This is a genomic window from Thalassotalea ganghwensis, from assembly GCF_053485795.1.
This window is the reverse complement of the sequence record NZ_JBQRUM010000005.1, coordinates 130,792-149,978: the sequence shown is the minus strand read 5'-3', so window position 1 is coordinate 149,978 and position 19,187 is coordinate 130,792. Positions and strand designations below refer to the sequence as shown.

The window sequence follows — 19,187 nt, the reverse complement described above, 5'->3', positions numbered from 1 at the left end:
TACCTTTACGTAAAGTACAACAAATTGTAGAAATTTATTTGCACTGAGGGTAAATAGTTGAAAAACGACGCTAAGTGCGCTGTTGGCTGTATTGATTAACGCCCATTATCGATAAAATACTCTGAGCTTCATCTGAAGCAAATGTGCTTGCTGCTTCAAGATCATCCATCGATATTGCTAAACTTTTACACATCCCAGCGTCGATAGTCTCATCATAATTAAAACAATCGGGATCACTATCCACTAACGCAAGTCGACTTGCTAAATATAACACTTTGACATCTTTATTAATTTGAATATCTTTCGCTTGATTATAGTGACGGATCGGTAAAATTATCTTTTCCGGTATTTGCCATATTTTTAGCAATTCTGCGGTGACATCGGTATAAGTAAAGCCAAGTGTCTTTTTCTGGATTGTCCAAGGTAAATTATCGGCGTCATACTGCTCACATTGTTTAGCGATCTCTGGCGAAATTTTTGCGACGATAAGTTCGCCAAAATTTTGCAATAACCCTGCAACAAATAATCGTTCAATGTCGCGGATCCCTGCTTTGATGGATAAGTTTTTAGTGGCTAAACCACAAAAGACACTTTGTCGCCAAAAACGTTTAAGATCAATAGCTTGATTTGCGAAGTGCTTAAATGCACTGGCAGCAACGTCAACCAACATCATATTATATATTGCTTGCGTACCGATAATGGTAATTGCCCTTGAAATCGTGCTTATTTCACCCGGAAAACTATATATAGCACTGTTTGCGATTTGTAATAATCGAGAAGTCATTGACGGATCAACACTGATGACATTAGCAAAGTCTTCAATCGTCGAGTTTTCGTCTTCCATTAACGATTTAATTTTAAAGCAGGCATCGGGTAAAGCAAACGAACCGTTGGCTCGTAAAGCATAATCATATGCGTTCATAACAGTGCTCAATGTGAATGTTAACGATACCTTACACATTTTTAATCGACAAAAAAAGCGCAGATTATAAATCTGCGCTTTTTAGAACAATATCTTAGCAATAATTATTGGGCAAAGGTTTTACCGAAAAAGTCGCCTTTGTTCCACGTAGGACGTTTTTCTTGATTAGCAATCTCTAAACCTATCATCATATTAACTTCAGCAAATTTTGCAGCCGCATCATAGCGAATCGGTAAATCGATTTCATCACTGTGCTGATGATAATGATTTTTCAAGAAATCACCAAAAACTTCACCACCATCGATATTTTCGTCAGTCGACTTAAAACCTGTCATTAAGAAAACAGAAGGGATACCTTTTTTTACAAAACTGTAATGATCGCTGCGCGTAAATAATGCTTGTTCCGGCATTGGATCCGGGCTCAAACTAATATCAACCTTCTGTGCCGCTGTTTCAACAATGGGTCCAAGACTAGAGTGAGTTGCACCAAAGGCGATGACATCAGCAAAAGGATATAAGATTAACGGCATATCTAAATTAACATTAGCAACCATATTCATCACGGGTACGGTTGGGTTACTTGCGAAATAGCTGGAACCCAATAATCCTTTTTCTTCACCCGTTACCACAACAAACAAAATAGAACGCTTCGGCGGCGTTGCTTTAGAGGCTAGTAAACGAGCAGTTTCTAACATAATAGAAACCCCAGAAGCATTGTCCAAAGCGCCATTATTTATTTTGTCTTCTTTTTCTTCATCATGATGGCTAACACCGATGTGATCTAAGTGACCACTGAACACCACGAACTCATCTTTAAGTTTCGGATCGCTACCCTCTAACGTCGCAATAATGTTAGGGCTGGTTATTTCTTCATGGCGCGTTTTCTTAGCCAAGCTAACCGATGAATTCAATGCAAAGCCTGTGATCTTTTTATTTTCCATGTCGTCATTTAATATTTGCTCTAATGACATCGTTGCACCAGTGAACAAAGGAGCTGCTTTTTCATGTAATAAATAAGCTCCACCTTTGATGCTTTCATAGGAACCATAAGGTTTATTATCCTTATCTAACCAGGTATAGGCAGGTGTTCTGGCATATTGAGCCGATTTTTCGAAACTTCTAACTTTATCTCGCTTAGGGGTGTGTATGGTAATAAAACCCACAGCTCCACGCTCTGCCGCATGTCTTAGTTTTTCTCTACTAGAGCCAATATGCGCTCCTTCTTCTGACGGTAAATCATCTGGACGGCCATGTAACGCAACAACCACTTTGCCTTTTACATCAAGATCTTGGTAATCATCATATCCAAAATCTTTACTAATAACACCGTAGCCAACAAACACAGTCTCGGCGGTGATCATCGACTCAGTTTCCATCGCTGAACCTGACATAATATAATCATCGATTTCAGTGAGCTCTGTAACCCCTTCTTCATTGGTGATAGAAAACGTTGCACTGTCTGGCTCTAGGTATGATTTACGAAAAGTGACTTGCTGCAAAAAGCCTTCATTTTCTCCTCGAGGTTTAAGCCCTAACTGCTTAAAGTTTGCAATGACGTAATTGGCAGCAATTTGATATTCATTACTTCCGGTATCACGTCCTTTCATGGCGTCATCCGCTAAAAACTCAAGATGAGCTTTGATATTATCTGGATTTACCTTCAGTGTATCCACAGAATCACTGGTAGTGATTTTCGCTTGTTCACCACAGGCGGCCAATAACGACAATGCAAAACCGGCAACGGTTAATAATTTATATTTCATTGAATTTCTCTCTAGATGTTATGCTCTCTCGCCATACATCAATTAATCTATGACATAGCATTTGTTATTTCGATACCCATAGCCGACGAAAAATGAGTTCCCGTCAAAAATGCAAAGCACCATAATATATCGGTTCAACCATTAAAAGACCAGTAAGTATTAATGACTATTGTTGCATATTTGTATCAGAAACAGCTTTGTCATTAAATGTAATCAATGCTTTTTTCTATCGAATCAAAAGATAGGAAATCCGGTATCACGGATAATATGGTCAGTAACTATATAGGTGTGAGTTTGTGCAACTGCAGGTAAGTCAACAATACTAGCTAAGGTATCGCGATAAGAGTCCATATCTGAGAAAACAATTTTGATCAAATAATCAAAGCCACCAGCAACAAGGTTGCATTCGGTAACATATTTAATTTTAACCACGCCTTCTCGAAATCTATCAAACACATCGGCAGTGGTTCGATCAAGGGTTACTTGCACAAATGCTGACATTCCATAGTTAAGCGCTCGAGCATTTAAATAAGCCCCATAATGCTCAATAACCCCTTCTTTCTCCAACCGTCTCACTCGCTCTAGACAAGGGCTAGCACTTAAATTAACGCGCTTTGCTAATTCAGCATTCGAAATACGACCGTTTCTTTGAAGAACATCGAGAATCGTTAGGTCTATCCTATCGAATTTCCTTGGGAGTTGTTGGCTCATTTTCGATATTTCCTATGGATTTATTACGCCTTTTCCATAGATTATTCTCTAAAAATACGTTTTTCGCAAACACATTCTGTTTGCTTTCATATAAAATTCGCATCCATTTTTGAAATATCCTGTTAACCGATGTAGGTGATTTATGCTTTTTACTGGCTCTTTAGTTGCAAAAAATAGCATTCGACAAACCATTAGAAACAATTACCGAGCAAACGAGAATGATGTGCTCGCCAAGTTACTACCAATTGCTGAAATTAGCGTTGATGCAAAATCACGCGCTTGGGATTATGCCCGTCAATTAGTCGTCAATATTCGTAAAGATCAGAAAGGTAAAGGTGGTATCGACGCCTTACTAAATGAGTTCTCTTTGTCAACCGAAGAAGGCGTAGTGTTAATGTGTTTGGCTGAAGCCTTGTTAAGAGTGCCAGATAAGCATACAGCGGATCGTTTAATTCGCGATAAATTAGCCAACGGTGATTGGAGCTCACACATAGGTAACAGTGATTCTATATTTGTTAATGCGTCTTCTTGGGGCTTACTATTAACAGGTAAATTGGTTAACTATTCAGATGAGAAAAAAGAAGAGCAGTTTGGTTTATTAAAGCGCACTGTTGGTCGTTTAGGTGAACCTGTTATTCGTAAAGCGGTTCGCTATGCCATGAAAATCATGGGTACCCAATTTGTCATGGGGCATAAGATAGCAAGTGCAATTGAACGCGCTCAGGAAACAGAAGCCAAAGGCTATACCTATTCATACGACATGTTAGGCGAAGGCGCACGAACAATGAAAGACGCCGATCGTTACTTCGACAGCTATATGGAAGCAATTGACGCGATCGGTATTGCGGCTAAATCTAAAGGTCCACAAAAGAGCCCGGGCATTTCAGTTAAATTATCAGCAATTCATCCACGTTATGAATTCTCACATCGTGACCGTGTATTAGCAGAAATTGTTCCTCGTTTGAAAAAGTTAGCGCTAGCTGCAAAAGCCTACGATATTGGTTTTACCGTTGACGCTGAAGAAGCAAACCGCCTCGATATATCACTTGATATTATTGAAGCCGTTTTTAGCGATAGTGATTTAGACGGCTGGAACGGATTTGGTATTGCCGTTCAGGCCTATCAAAAACGCGGTATCGATGTCATAGAATGGGTCAGAGAATTAACACAACAAGTTGGTCGTCAAATGATGGTTCGTCTTGTTAAAGGTGCTTATTGGGATAGTGAAGTCAAAGATACCCAAGTTGAAGGATATGCTGACTTCCCTGTATTTTCGCGTAAGCCTTCAACGGACGTTTCTTATCAAGCATGTGCTAAAAAGCTTTTAGCGTATAGAGATACTATTTATCCGCAGTTTGCGACCCACAATGCTTATACCGTTGCGACTATTTTAGAAATGGCCGAAGAACTTTCGGGATTTGAGTTCCAGCGCCTACATGGTATGGGTGAGTCACTCTACGACCAAGTCGTTACGCAAAAACGTGTTCCTTGCCGCGTTTATGCACCTGTTGGTGAGCATTCGGATCTATTAGCTTATTTAGTGAGACGTTTATTGGAAAACGGCGCTAACAGTTCATTTGTTAACAATATCGTCGATGACAATATTCCTGTTGAATCTTTGTTGGCTGATCCAGTTGAAACTGTGCAAGCATGGGATAACAAATACAACCCACAGATCCCACAATCAATTGAGCTATATCAAGATGAAGGCACGATGCCGCGAGTTAACTCCAAAGGGATCGATCTTACCGATATCGATGAATTAACCGAAATGCGCGCTAATCTTGATGCATGGTTTGAAAATGCTATCAAGTGTCAAGCGCCAGAAGGTGGCTTGCCAGTAACAAACCCTGCCAACCACAATGAAGTAATCGGCTATATTAGTCACGCTGATGAGCAAGAAATGCAAGCCATTGTTGAGCGCGCTCATACTGCCTTTACAACATGGTCAACAACCCCTATCGAGCAACGTGCTGAGATACTATACAAAACGGCAGACATTCTTGAAGAACATCGTGATGAACTTATTGCCCTTTGTACTAAAGAAGCAGGTAAAACAATACCTGACGGTGTAGCAGAAGTTCGTGAAGCTGTTGATTTCTGTCGTTATTATGCCAATAGAGCACAAGAGTTGTTGGCAAATGCTGATCTAGTTGCTCGAGGTGTTGTCGTATGTATAAGCCCATGGAACTTCCCTTTAGCAATATTTTTAGGTCAAGTATCAGCAGCGATTGTTACAGGTAATACCGTAGTTGCAAAACCAGCTGAGCAAACAAGTTTAGTCGCATTGCGCACAATAGAGCTTATGGAACAAGTGGGCTTACCAAAACATGTTGTTGAACCTGTAATTGCCCGCGGTAGCAAAGTTGGACAAATAATAGTTCCTGATGGACGTGTACAAGCAGTAATGTTTACCGGTTCAACAGAAACAGGTAGCAGAATTTCGCAAACATTGGCAAAACGTGGGGGTGATCCCGTTCCGCTTATCGCAGAAACAGGTGGTCAAAACTGTATGATCGTCGATTCAACCGCATTACCAGAGCAAGTGGTTGATGATGTGATAAACTCAGGCTTCCAAAGTGCTGGTCAGCGTTGTTCAGCACTACGCGTGTTATTTTTACAAGATGACGTTGCCGACAAAATCATCGAGATGTTAAAAGGTGCGATGGCTGAACTTCATGTTGGTGATCCAGCTTATTTATCAACCGATGTTGGCCCGGTAATTGATGAAAAAGCGCTGACGGCGTTGAATGAGCACGTAGACTACCTAAAAACCAATGGAACCTTGCTATATACCTGTAAAGCGCCTGAGCTTGACGCCAGCATCGCTGATGATCAACATAATTTCTTCTTACCTCGCCTATATGAAATTCGCGATTTATCAGTTTTAACTAAAGAAGTATTTGGTCCCGTAGTGCATGTGATTAGGTATAAAGCTAAAGACTTAGAAAATGTCATTGATCAAGTCAATGGCACTGGTTTTGGTTTGACCATGGGTATCCATACGCGTATCGAAGAAAAGAGCCAATACTTGGCAGCTCGCTCTCGTGCTGGCAATGTTTATATAAACCGCAATATGATTGGTGCTGTCGTTGGTGTGCAACCTTTTGGTGGTCGCGGACTATCAGGTACAGGCCCTAAAGCAGGTGGCCCAATGTACTTGACCCGTTTAGTTAAAGATAAACACTCAGCTACCGATGTCGATTTATCTAACGAGCAACGAGAAGCTTACGAGCAAGCCATTGAAAAATGCCAAGCGACACTTAACAGTGTTAATGAGCAATTTTTACAAGCAAAGCAAGTTGAAACTCGCTGGTCCTTTACTCCGGTTAATACCAAGATTTCTATTTTGCGTCAGCTATTAGCCAACCTTGCTTCCAATAAAATTGTCTTATCGCAAGAAGGTCATCTGCCGGAAACGTTGACTGAAGCTCGTGCTCAATTGCTCTTTATCGAAAAGCAATTGTCTAGGCCGATGCAGCTTCCAGGGCCTACAGGTGAATCTAACACCTTGTTTTTGGAGTCAAGAGGCACAGTAACAACGCTTCGTTGTCAAGATACACCATTTAAATTTTGGATGATGTCAATAATCTCAGCACTAGCTGCCGGTAACTGTGTGGTAACAGTAGTAGATAATACCTACCTAGCAGAAGCTCAAGCTATCGAGGGAATTCTAAGTGCTGCTGGCTTACCTAAAGGTGTATTTCAGGTTGCTATGCTTGGTCATTTGCCTTGCGTCTTGACGCAACCGACTCTAGCCGGTGCAATTGTTGACCATGCTAGTCCATTTAAAAAGCTAGTAGGCGAGACGATTGCCGCGCGTAGCGGTGCTATTTTACCATTAATTACCGCTTACACTAATAAGAGCTTGTTCCATCGAATGGTGACTGAAAAAACGGTTACTATCGATACGACCGCAGCAGGTGGAAACGCCTCCTTAATGACCATGGAGTCAAATGTAGGATAAATAAGTGATAGTCGTATAGTAAAAAGGAACCTATTAGGTTCCTTTTTTGTTTTTCGCTTGCTTTTTATCTAACTCAAACAACAATATCATTTATTTTACAGTAATTCTGATAGTTCTTTAGCTGGCATTGGTCGATAAAAGTAAAATCCTTGACCATAGATACAATCCATACGTTGCAAAAGTTTGGCGTCGGCCAAATTTTCAATCCCCTCTCCAACGGTTGCCATCTGTAAATTCGTCGCTAAATCAATAATCGTTTTGATTATGGCTTGATGGTTACCATGCTCATGAACGTTATTAATAAATGAACGGTCAATTTTTAAGACATCGATTGGAAAGCGATGTAAGTAACTCAAACTTGAATAACCGGTACCAAAATCGTCTAATAAAATTTTAATACCCAACTTTTTCAGTGCCATCATATTTTTAAGCACCACATCGGTATTTTCCAACAGTGCTCGTTCGGTCAATTCTAACCTTAAATGCTGAGGTGCCATGCCAACTTTATTTAATATCGCTTCAATTTCATTTGGCAGGTTAGGATTGAAAAAATGATTACCAAATAAGTTACAAGACACGTAAAGCTGATCGCAGCCTAAAACTTTTTGCCACGCTTTGAGTTGCCTGCATGACTTTTCAATAATTTGAAAGTCGATCGCCATAATAAGGTTGGTTTCTTCAGCAAGCGGAATAAAATCATTTGGAAAGACTATTCCTCTTGATTGACTGTGCCAGCGTGCTAACGCCTCAAAACCGACAATTTGGTGATCACTGAGCCTAACAATAGGCTGATAATAAGGAATGAACTCTTGATTATCGATTCCTTCTCGAATATCAGTTTCTAGGCGCAAGGCGTTTTCAACTTTTTTATGCATACTGGCATCAAAAACTTCGTAGCGCCCTTTACCATTATCTTTTGCATGATACATTGCCGTATCAGCATCTCGGAGCATTAAGTCTGCGCTTTGATAGCGAATATCGTTAAATAAAATCCCGATACTCGTACCAATAAATACCGATTGATTAAATATATTAAATGGACTCGATAGATACTCGGTAATGCGGTTAGCAATTTCAAACGCTTCAGCATCACTGTCTAAATCTTCAATCAAAATGACAAACTCATCCCCCCCTAAACGCGCAACCGTATCCTTATTACGCACCATTGATTTTAAGCCTTGCGCAACCTGTTTAAGTAACTCATCTCCAGCATGGTGCCCCAAGCTATCATTAACCACTTTAAAGCGATCTAAATCGAGAAATAAAATCGCGAACTTTAAATCTGGACGACGTTCGTTACATGCTATGGCGTGATTAAGCAAATCGATAAAGATGGTACGGTTAGGTAGGCCCGTTAAGCTATCATGGCTTGCAGCATGTTTTAATTTTGCTTCAGCATCTTTACGCTGTTTTATCTCTTCTTCTAATGCCAACGTTCTCAGTTTAACTTGGTGCTCTAACAGCTCGTGAGTTTCTCTTTCAAATTGTGCTATTTCGCGACGTTTTATTGCGGTGGATACGTGTTGAGAAACGAAGTTAAGCAGCTCAGCATCTTGTTCGGTATAAATGATGTTGTCTTGATAGCTTTGAATTACCATCGCACCAATGACTTGTTCTGATTGAATCAATGGCACCCCAAGCCAAGATTTGGTTGCTGTTTGTGGTGCAATCGTTTCTCCATCTCGGTGCAAGGCTTGCATTTCTTGCTGGTCAAGCAACACAGTCTCTCCACGTCGAATAACAAGCTCTGTATATCGCTTGCCCATCTTTCTCGGCTGAAAATCTATTGATGGGTCATCATTATGCTGATCAGAGTGGTAAACAAAAGAGAGCATCTCGGTACTATCATCATACTTCGCGATAAAGAAGTTTTCGGCGTTGATTAATTGCCCGATAATGTTATGAACCATTGAATAAAATTGATCAATCTCATATTTGCTATCACTGGTTAATTCGGAAATTCGATAAAGCGATTCTTGTAAAAGTTCTGATTTTTCTCGTTCACGTATTTGTCCCAACAACTCTCGCGTTCTGGCTTCTACCGCTTGTTGAAGTCGCTCCCTATCTTGAAGCTTGGTCATTGCTGTTACCACATGCTGCGCAGTAAACATCATCATTTCTAAGTCATGCTCTTGATAGCGTGTCCCTTCATCGTAACTTTGCACCACCATGACGCCTGTTACAAAGCCATCACTGATCATCGGTACACCAAGCCAATCAATACCAGCTGTACCATGGGGTTTTAATTTCCCTTGTTCAACCAAGGTTTTTATTCTATCGGGGGTTGCCAGCAACGGTTTCGCTGAATCAATGACATAGCAAGTCATTGAACCACTGAATGTCTCATAAGGAATCGAACCTATAGGACAAGCATCCTTTTCATCAACGTGATAAACAAACTCGAGCGAAGAACCCATGGGGTCATAAAGGACGATATAGAAGTTATCGGCCTTCATTATCGAGGAAATAGTATGATGAACTTGCGCGAAAAATACGTTGATGTCAGTACAGTCTATCGCCAACTGATGCAAATTAAATAAAGCAGTATAGCGAGCTTCTAAACGACGATATCGCTCTAACAGCTGTAAACTTTCTGTCGCTAATTGATGCTCACTTGCCTTTAATTTGTTGTCGGAAAAATCTGTCATACCACTTTAAAACTACCATTGACGATTTTCCATAATGACGTGATTAATCATAAATTTCTAGTACTAAATGAGGCGCTAACGACTCATTTACCGCTCTTCTTCTTTACAGGGCTTGATTGACGGCCACTTTCTTGGTTTACATTTTTTTCACATAAAGTACTATCATGCTCATCACGATAAAATCTAACATCGACACAAGACTCCTGATAACGTCTTTCAAGCTCCGTTCTTAATATTGGTCGCTGTTTAGCTTGGCTTATCTTGGTTTGTAACAATTGACACTCTTGAAGTTGTTCTTTGGCAATCAATATGTCTTCACAAGGTGGTTCTGTCATAGAACAACCAGAGGCGCTTATCATGGCAACGATAGCTACAGTTTTGTTCATTGTGCCTCCTAAACCTCATCTGTAAATTTAGTATAGGCTTTGTTAACTGTAACCGAAAGGTTAAAATAGCAATGATAGTTGAAAATTTTGACTATGATAAAGACATAACACCCGCCCGATAGTGCAAATGTTAATAAAAATAATGCATATCGTTTACCATAATTTATTAATAAGGGAGCAAAAGATGCAAGTTAAAGTGGTCGACTTTCAATCTGAGAATGCCGCTCAGGAGTTTGTCGAAAGTCTAAAAGAAACGGGATTTGGTGTCTTAAAAAACCATCCCATTAACCAAGAACTGGTCAATAGAATTTATCACGACTGGTATGAATTTTTTAAAAATGGCAATCCACAGGAATTTGCTTTCGACCCAGAAAAGCAAGACGGTTATTTTGCCCCAGAAATATCAGAGACCGCTAAAGGTCATAGTAAAAAAGACATCAAGGAATACTATCATATTTACCCTTGGGGTCGCATTCCCAAATCACTAAAGGCTGATATTTTAACTTATTATCAAAATACCTCTGCGCTTGCTGCGCAACTACTCGACTGGGTTGAGCAATATAGTCCACAAGATGTATCTAGATTGTATTCAGAGCCGTTGTCATCAATGATAAAAGACACCCCTAATACGTTATTAAGAGTATTGCACTACCCACCGCTGACAGGCGAAGAAGACCCCGGTGCCCTGCGAGCAGCTGCTCACGAAGATATTAATTTATTAACCATTTTACCGGCAGCTAATGAACCTGGCTTACAAGTTAAAGCGCAAAGTGGAGAATGGTTAGATGTTCCTGCTGATTTTGGCCATCTCATTATTAATATTGGTGACATGCTCCAAGAAGCTTCTGGAGGATATTTTCCATCGACAAGTCATCGAGTGGTCAACCCAACAGGCGAGAATGCTAAAAAATCACGTATTTCGTTACCTTTGTTCTTACACCCTAGAGACGAAGTGGTTTTATCAGAACGTCATACTCAAAAAAGCTACTTGCTTGAACGTCTGAAAGAATTAGGGGTTAAATAGCCTGCATATTCTCTACACAATAAAAAAGGCATCATTAGATGCCTTTTTTGAACGTAGCTTTTATGACTAAATGATGCAGAGATTAGTTTTGCAGTGCTTCATTAGTCACATTTGAATCCGTCGTATGTGACGTTTTCTTGCGTCTAAATACACCTTTCAAATCTTCGAAAATAATGTACAAGCTTGGAATAAATACCAAGGTAACAATCGTCGCAAACAAGATACCAAACGATAGAGATACCGCCATAGGTATTACGATTTGCGCTTGCATACTCGTTTCAAAGAACACGATGGGTACTAAGCCGATAAACGTGGTGATTGACGTTAACATAATCGCTCTAAAACGACGTGTTCCAGCAAAGACGACCGCCTCTTTTAACGGTATGCCTTCTTTTCGGGCGTTATTAACATAATCAACCATGACCAGTGAATCATTTATAACTACACCTGATGCGGCGATGATGCCGAATATCGAAAGTGCATTTAGATCCATTCCCATAATTAAGTGACCAAATGCTGCGCCAATGATGCCAAATGGAATAACCGTCATGATCATCATCGGCTGAGAGTATGAACGGAGTGGAATCGCTAATAATGAATATATCACCATTAATGAAATCACAAAGTCACGTAATTGTTGTGCTGCACTGTCCATTTCTTCTTGAATTCGACCGGTCACTTCACTTTTAACCGTTGGGTACTCACGTAAAAGCTCTGGTACAAAGTTTTCACGAATGTCTTTTGCTACTTTAAACGGCTCAACCTGATCAGCATCAACACTTGCCCAGACATTGATGGTACGATTGCCGCCTTCACGACGAATGCTAGTCACCCCTTCCGTTAGCTTAATCGTCGCTAATTCAGATAATGGCAACTCAGCACCATTAGGAGCTTTGATCATTACATTATCGACAGCGCCTACTGAGCTTCGTTGCTCTAATGGGTAGCGTATCATTACTTTAATTTCTTCAGTATCACGCAAGATACGCTGAGCTTCTAAGCCATAAAAACTATAGCTAACTTGTGAGGCGATATCTGACAAAGTCACCCCTAAATTATACGCTAATGGCTTAAGTTCAAACTGCACTTCTTTCGCACTGGTTTGACGACTATCATTAACATCACCAACCCCTTTTAAAGAGTTAAGTTTAGCTTTTAATTTCATTGCCGCAGCAATTAACTGGTCATCATTTTTACTTTCTAGACGGAAACTAATATCACCATCTTCACGACCACCACCAAACAAGCTATCGTTAACGGTAAATGATTTAACGCCTGGCATTCTAGGAAGTGCTGCTCGCCATTTTTCGGCTAAAGCAAAAGTATCCATCACTCGCTCCGCCGGATCGACCAGTTTAACGGTAATATTTCCTTGAGTTCGACCGCGAATATCAACGTTCATATCGGCAATCATACCTTGACCATATTCAGCCTCTATTTGCTTATCAACCGCATAGAGAATATTTTCAACTTTCAACAAGGTATCAAGCGTTGCCTGATCAGATGAATCAACATTCATTTCAATATTAATACGCGGAAAATCATGCGGTATTTTAGGTTGGCCAACATATTTCAACATACCACCACTGTATAAACCGGCACTAATAAACAGTAACGAAATGAAGAAGGTTAATACTCCATAACGGTAAGTTAAAAACACCTTCAACGCTGGTTCATAATAGTTATCAATGAGTTTTTTGAGGCCTCTATCAACTGACGCTCTTAAACGATCAAGAGGATTCTTCGGATTAAACTTTTTAACCTTCATACCCGCTAAATGCGCAGGCAAAATCAATTTAGATTCTATTAATGAGAACAATAAACAGAAGATAACGACAAAACCAATTGATTTACTAAACGCTGACGAAGGCCCATCTCCCATGACAAAGGGAACAAACGCAGCAATTGTGGTTAAAACACCAAACGTAGCTGGCATCGCTACCCGTTGCACACCTCGAATAACATTCTCAGTTGATTGCCCTTTAGCTTCAATTTCACTATGGGCGCTTTCCCCCATGACTATCGCGTCATCAACTACGATCCCCAGTACCAAGATGAAAGCAAACAAACTGGTAATATTAATGGTAACGTTAACAAATTCCATTGGCATGACCAATAAGGTTCCAAGGAAACACACTGGTAACCCCATCATTACCCAAAATGCTAGGCGTATGCGTAAAAATAATGCCAACATCAAAAATACCAACACGGCACCAGACTGCATATTTTCAATCATCATATTAAGACGACCTTCCAAATAGTAGGTCATATCTACCCAGGTTTCTAAATTAACGCCATTGGGTAAAGCCTCTGATTTTTGTTCTACGTAGCGATTTATCACTTTGGCAATATCAGTAATGCTTTGATTCTCTGCCGCACCAATAAAAAAGGTCATTGAATTTTTGCCATTGAACTTAGAGTACTGAATGCCTTCTTGAAAGCCATCTTTAACTGTAGCCACTTCACCAAGGAGCACTTTAGTACCATCATCTAGCGTCAACAGAGGAATTTGCTCAAATTCATGGCCGCGATAGGCCTGATTCTCAACACGTAAATTGATGTAACCATTTTCGGCTTTTATCTGTCCAGCTGACATATTTCTCGAATAGCTGCGCACTGCACGAGCAATGTCATTAAAGCTTAAGTTATATTCTCTAAGCTTATCTTTGCTCACTTCGATTGATATTTCGTAACCTAAGCCACTAAAAAACTCCGAAATGTTAACATGTGGCAATTCTTGAATTTCATCATGAATACCGCGACCAAGCTCCTTAAGTTCAGTCATCGACAAATCGCCATATAAGCTAATGTACATGACTTCTTGACGGAATTTGATTCGTTCAATTTTCGGGCGTTCCATACCATCAGGAAAGCTCGGTATAGAATCGATCGCCGATTTGACTTCTTCTAAAACAACTTGCGGATCATAGCTTTCATCAACACGAAAGTAGCCTGAAGACGCATTGCGGTTAGAATAGGTAATAACACGCTCGAGCCCTTGAACGGTTTCGAGTGCTTCCTCGATTTTTATGGTGATCCCTTCCTCAACTTCCTGAGGAGCAGCACCTGGATAAACAGCAGAATATTGAATCCAGTTAATCTGAACCTGAGGAAACATTTGCTTATTAATGGTAAATGCGGTTAGCAAACCACCGACTATAATGAAAATCATCAATAAGTTTGCTGCAACACTGTTACGAGCAAACCAGGCAATTAGCCCTTTGTTGGTATTATCCATGGTTTACTCCTTGATGCTCGCAATTTGCGTAGCTGAAGTACCGTCCTCATCAGTAACAGACTTATCACTTGGTAGCGCTAGTTTCATGCCTTCTACTGGATAGTCTAATGCTGACACTATCATTTTGTCACCTTGGGCAAGACCACTCGAAACGATGACATCTCGGCCAATTTGACGAACAATCTCGATATCAACCAGATGCAACTTAGAGTCAGCATCTAATACAGCTACTTGATTGTTATTGACTAAATATCTTGGAATTTTGGTCGCTTTAGCAAGTGAAACCCCGTTAATTTGTGCTTTCACATAAGCACCAAACCTTAGCGGAATATGGTCACTATCTTTACCATTGAGCCCATATGGGTCTTTTACTTGTGCAACGAAATAGCTCATGCGGCTTTTATCATCAACAACACCTTCATTACGGACAACTTTCGCATGCCACTCTTGCTCTTGGCCGGCAAACTCGCCTTTTAACACAACTTGTGCATCTAATCCTTGCTGCTCTAAAAACTGCAATTCATTATCAGCAACAGGAAGTCTCACTTCAGCGATAGCAGTTCCAAGCACTTTACCAATGCTTCTGCCGGTTGAAACGAAGGCGCCTAAACCAATTTCTCGGCTTTGGATCATCGCATCGTAAGGTGCGATAATTTCTGTTCTTTCCAGATTCCTTTGCGCACGAAGCACAGCAGCTTCAGCTGCTTTAACGCGAGCTAGTTCTTGAGCTAACTGAGGTTTACGAAGACTCAATGCGGTAGGTGAAGTATCAGTAATCGCTTTCCACTCACGCTCTGCAACTTTACCTTGAGCTTGTTCCTTTTCCAACGATGCTTTGGCTGATGCTAGGTTAGCTTGGGCATCAATCAACGCGGCGCGGTAATCGTTTGGATCAATTCGCGCGAGTAATTGACCTTGCTTAACAAAGCCGCCGCGAACAAAAGTTTCTGAAAGCTCAACAATTTGACCACTGACTTGAGCAACAAGCTCAGTTTCATATTTGGGCTTTACTACACCGTATGAATCAACGGTTAACAACATCGGTCCCATTTCAATATTTTCAACGGCAACAATAGGAGTCTTATCAACTTTTGCTTTTTCTTCTGGTGGCTTTTTCATGCTAGAAAAAGCGACAAAAAGCAAAATACCAGCAATTAAGATGGCTATAGGAACGAGAATCTGTTTTTTACGAGTCACCACTATATTCCTCAAGTAATGTAAGCAAATATGAATCTTGTAATATTTTATTATGACTATGATAGCTAATTAGTCGCACAAATTTTCAAGAAAGTTGTAAAAGCTTATTACAAATATCAAGCCGATTTTTTTAATTGAAAGAAATAATCACAAATAACAAATTTAAATTACTATTTAACAATGAGTTACGCTTCATTGAGGAAATATAAAAATAGCCAACTGGTTTGAATTAGCTGCAATGACATTTAGTTTATTGGTTAAATTAACCAATAAACTAAACTTTTATAAAAATTTTTCGGCAATATAACCAATAAAGCACCAACCACTGTATTACTATCAGCCCAGAATAATACACTAGCTGTGACGCTCCTGATGGCAAAGCCTCAAAAATTCCGCCCAATAGGCTCTGTGTTAGGTATTGCCAATCAAATAAACTTGTCGCCAAATAAGCAACAATAGAATTACACCCGATAACAGCAAAAAATACTGCCCATTTTGATATCGCTAAACCATCGATAACACCATAAAACAAAGACAAAAGTAACAGACTATAACCAACAGTCACTAAAACAAATGAACTCGTCCAAAGGGTCTTGTTGATTGGAAAAACAACATCCCAGCTATAGCCAAGTACGAGTACAATAATCCCAACACAGAACAAACGACTAACAACGTAACCAAATTTACCACTATGTTTTTTAAGAAACTGTCCAGTAAAAACACCAAAGAGCGCATTAACGATAGAAGGTAGGTTAGACAATATCCCTTCTGGATCGATTAAAGCACCTTGATAAGTAGTGCCCGGTAGAAACTGTTGATCAAACCACGCATTTAGAGCGCCATTTGCACTATAGTCTCCGCCACCATAGCCATCAATGGTGACAAAGGTCAGCAGCAACCAATATCCGATAAGAATGATAACAGCAATCAGCCATTGCTGACGTTCCGTTAAATACCAAACAACAAAGGCTGCAACAAACCAAGCGATTCCAATTCGAGCTAAGACACTGGCGTATCGAATAGCGTCGGGCTCTAACGGGATCCCTACCCCCCAACCATGGTTATAGATTACGCCTAATAACATCAGTACCAGCAGACGCTTAACAGCATGATGTTTTAAGTTTCTAGCCTTCACTGAAGAAAAACTTGAGATTGGTTTGGCGGATAGCCCTAAACTGACACCTGATAAAAAAATGAATAGCGGAAATATCAGATCATAAACGGTTATCCCATGCCAACTGGTATGCTGCATTTGCTGATCTAACGACTGAAACACTGACCAACCGGTTAATAGAAACAAGGCTAAAAATAGCTTTTCAGCTCCTAGTATCCATATCATGTCAAACCCGCGAAGGGCATCAATGGACAATAATCTTTGCTTTTGTTTTATTGGTTGCTCATTGCTGATATCAGTTGATTTCAAAGCATGATTATCTTCAGAGCCTTTTATATTAAGAGATGACATAATTAACCATTTTTATCTGAAATTATCGCTAACGCCGCCAATAGACAACGCTGTCATTTGACCATGTTAGATTCCAGACAGATAAATAGCAATAACAAGTTAATAAGATAACATTAAGCCTATCAATTACCGGCTGATACGAGTGTTTAACTGGATGCTGTACTTGCACTCACACAAAATAGGGAACAAAAACTGGGGCGTGTTGATCTTTTAAGGCTATTTTTGCAACAATTGATAACCTACCAAATAGATTTGAATCACTCTGACGTATTTGCTTGCAAATTTTTGCGACAAGCTCAATCTATAAAGGTTAAGGTTAAGGCAACACCGGTTAAGCAAATAAAACCACTTTGTTCCACAGTACAGTTTGGTGTTGAAATGTCGAGCTTTATGAATGCTCATTAATCTTTGGGTATGCTTTGAACGTAACCCCATTACACTGCTGCAAAAAAGCGCACTGTTGCCCGAGTTTATTAATGCGGAGAAAATATGATCAAAAGAATTAAGCAATTTTTAGATGAATTATCACAGCCTCCCTCAGAAGAAAGCGCTAATGAGTTATCCATTGAAATGGCAAGCACTGTCTTATTATGCGAAGTAATGAAAGCTGATGGCACGCTTGCTCAGGAAGAAATCCATCATATTAGTGAGCAAGTTAGTTTACGCTTTACGCTGAATAAAGAAGAGGTTGATGAACTCATTCAACAAGCCATGTCAACTAGCGAGCATGCAACTGATTTTTATCAGTTTACCTCCAAAATTAACCGTCATTATAGTGCTAAAGAAAAAGTCGATATGGTCAAACACTTGTGGCTTTTAGCAAATTCAGATGGCGATATCAGTGCTATTGAAGAACACACGATTCGTAAAATTGCGGATTTATTGCATTTAAGGCGACACGAATACATTGAAGCGAAAGAAGTTCTCATCAATCTTTAATGTTGTCGTTCGATACGTTAAGTGCGACTTTCACTTCCACTTTAGGCTATAATGATTGCACATTCCCCTGTTACTTTCGCACTATATGGCTGATCTTGGAAAAATTAATACACTCCCTATAATCGCAATCAATGAGCTCGGTGCTTATTTAGATGCTGGCGCTCTTGGAGAGGCTATATTGCCGGCCCGTCAATTAACGAGCCAACAAGTCGGTGAAAGCATAGATGTCTATCTCTACCATGATTCTGCTGACCGACTCGTCGCAACCACCGTTAAGCCAAAAGTCGTTGCCGATGAATTTGCCTCACTCAAGGTTGTTCAAGTCAACAAAATGGGCACCTTTTTAGACATAGGCTTACCGAAAGATCTTTTGGTACCTTTTAACCAACAGCATAAACGAATGGAAGTAGGCCGACACTATGTTGTCAAAGTTTATGTTGATCAACGCAGTCAGCGTTTAGTCGGTTCAAGTAAACTCGATAAATTTTTAGATATCTGGCCAGCTCAATATAAAAGTGGAGAAAAAGTGTCGTTGGTGATCGCTGCAAAAACGGATTTAGGGTTTAAAGCAATCATCAATCACCAACATTGGGGGTTATTATATGATAACGAAATTTTCAAGCCGCTTAGAGTTGGTCAATCAGTGGATGGTTATATCAAACAAATCCGCGACGATGAACGTATTGATTTGACACTGACACGCTCCGGTAAAGGAAAAGTTATCGATTTCAGCGATCAGTTACTTAACTACATAAAATCGAATAACGGTTTTACCAAACTTAATGATAAAAGCGCACCAGAACTTATCCAAAAAGAGCTTAATGTCAGTAAAAAAACCTTTAAATCAACCGTCGGAAATCTGCTAAAGCGTGGAAAAATCAAACTCGTTAACGGTGGAATTGAACTCGTTTAATCACAATTGTCAAT

Annotated in this window: 12 protein-coding genes; 4 read left to right on the top strand and 8 right to left on the bottom strand. The window is 40.0% G+C overall.

What is annotated here, in order from left to right; all coding sequences use genetic code 11:
• Positions 1–70: 70 nt before the first annotated feature.
• The 3 genes from ACSLUH_RS07020 to ACSLUH_RS07010 form a co-directional block, all read right to left on the bottom strand.
• Positions 71–922 (bottom strand): HDOD domain-containing protein, encoded by an 852-nt coding sequence (locus ACSLUH_RS07020; RefSeq protein WP_448565591.1) that lies wholly within the window; start codon positions 920–922, stop codon positions 71–73.
• Positions 923–1,026: 104 nt separating this feature from the next.
• Positions 1,027–2,685, bottom strand: a complete 1,659-nt coding sequence (locus tag ACSLUH_RS07015; RefSeq protein ID WP_448565590.1) for a M28 family metallopeptidase — start codon at positions 2,683–2,685, stop codon at positions 1,027–1,029.
• Between the two features lie 234 nt (positions 2,686–2,919).
• Complete coding sequence (locus ACSLUH_RS07010; protein WP_448565589.1) at positions 2,920–3,396, bottom strand: winged helix-turn-helix transcriptional regulator; 477 nt, start codon at positions 3,394–3,396, stop codon at positions 2,920–2,922.
• Positions 3,397–3,538: 142 nt separating this feature from the next.
• Between ACSLUH_RS07010 and putA the strand changes: the two genes are divergently transcribed.
• Positions 3,539–7,363 carry a bifunctional proline dehydrogenase/L-glutamate gamma-semialdehyde dehydrogenase PutA gene (putA, locus tag ACSLUH_RS07005; RefSeq protein ID WP_448565588.1) on the top strand — a complete coding sequence of 1,275 codons (3,825 nt, stop codon included), beginning with the start codon at positions 3,539–3,541 and terminating at the stop codon, positions 7,361–7,363.
• Between the two features lie 95 nt (positions 7,364–7,458).
• Here putA and ACSLUH_RS07000 read toward each other — a convergent pair whose 3' ends face one another.
• Both ACSLUH_RS07000 and ACSLUH_RS06995 read right to left on the bottom strand, forming a co-directional pair.
• A complete protein-coding gene (locus ACSLUH_RS07000; protein WP_448565587.1) occupies positions 7,459–10,011 on the bottom strand; it encodes a sensor domain-containing phosphodiesterase in 2,553 nt (850 codons plus the stop codon).
• 83 nt (positions 10,012–10,094) lie between these two features.
• Positions 10,095–10,397, bottom strand: a complete 303-nt coding sequence (locus tag ACSLUH_RS06995) for a hypothetical protein (protein WP_448565586.1) — start codon at positions 10,395–10,397, stop codon at positions 10,095–10,097.
• A gap of 184 nt (positions 10,398–10,581) precedes the next feature.
• Here ACSLUH_RS06995 and ACSLUH_RS06990 point away from each other — a divergent pair, with 184 nt between their 5' ends.
• Entirely contained in the window at positions 10,582–11,421 is an 840-nt protein-coding gene (locus ACSLUH_RS06990; protein ID WP_448565585.1) for a 2OG-Fe(II) oxygenase family protein, read from the top strand.
• Positions 11,422–11,503: 82 nt separating this feature from the next.
• On the opposite strand, the gene ACSLUH_RS06985 is transcribed toward ACSLUH_RS06990, so the two are convergent.
• From ACSLUH_RS06985 to nagX, 3 genes are all read right to left on the bottom strand, one after another.
• A complete protein-coding gene (locus tag ACSLUH_RS06985) occupies positions 11,504–14,659 on the bottom strand; it encodes an efflux RND transporter permease subunit (RefSeq protein WP_448565584.1) in 3,156 nt (1,051 codons plus the stop codon).
• A 3-nt stretch (positions 14,660–14,662) separates the two neighbouring features.
• A complete protein-coding gene (locus tag ACSLUH_RS06980) occupies positions 14,663–15,856 on the bottom strand; it encodes an efflux RND transporter periplasmic adaptor subunit (protein ID WP_448565695.1) in 1,194 nt (397 codons plus the stop codon).
• A gap of 274 nt (positions 15,857–16,130) precedes the next feature.
• Positions 16,131–17,321: a transmembrane glucosamine N-acetyltransferase NagX gene (gene nagX, locus ACSLUH_RS06975; protein ID WP_448565583.1), complete on the bottom strand. Its 1,191-nt coding sequence runs from the start codon at positions 17,319–17,321 to the stop codon at positions 16,131–16,133.
• Positions 17,322–17,810: 489 nt separating this feature from the next.
• Between nagX and ACSLUH_RS06970 the strand changes: the two genes are divergently transcribed.
• Positions 17,811–18,260, top strand: a complete 450-nt coding sequence (locus ACSLUH_RS06970; RefSeq protein ID WP_448565582.1) for a tellurite resistance TerB family protein — start codon at positions 17,811–17,813, stop codon at positions 18,258–18,260.
• Positions 18,261–18,315: 55 nt separating this feature from the next.
• On the top strand, positions 18,316–19,173 hold the full coding sequence (locus tag ACSLUH_RS06965; protein WP_448565581.1) for a CvfB family protein: 858 nt from the start codon (positions 18,316–18,318) through the stop codon (positions 19,171–19,173).
• The last annotated feature ends 14 nt before the right edge of the window (positions 19,174–19,187 follow it).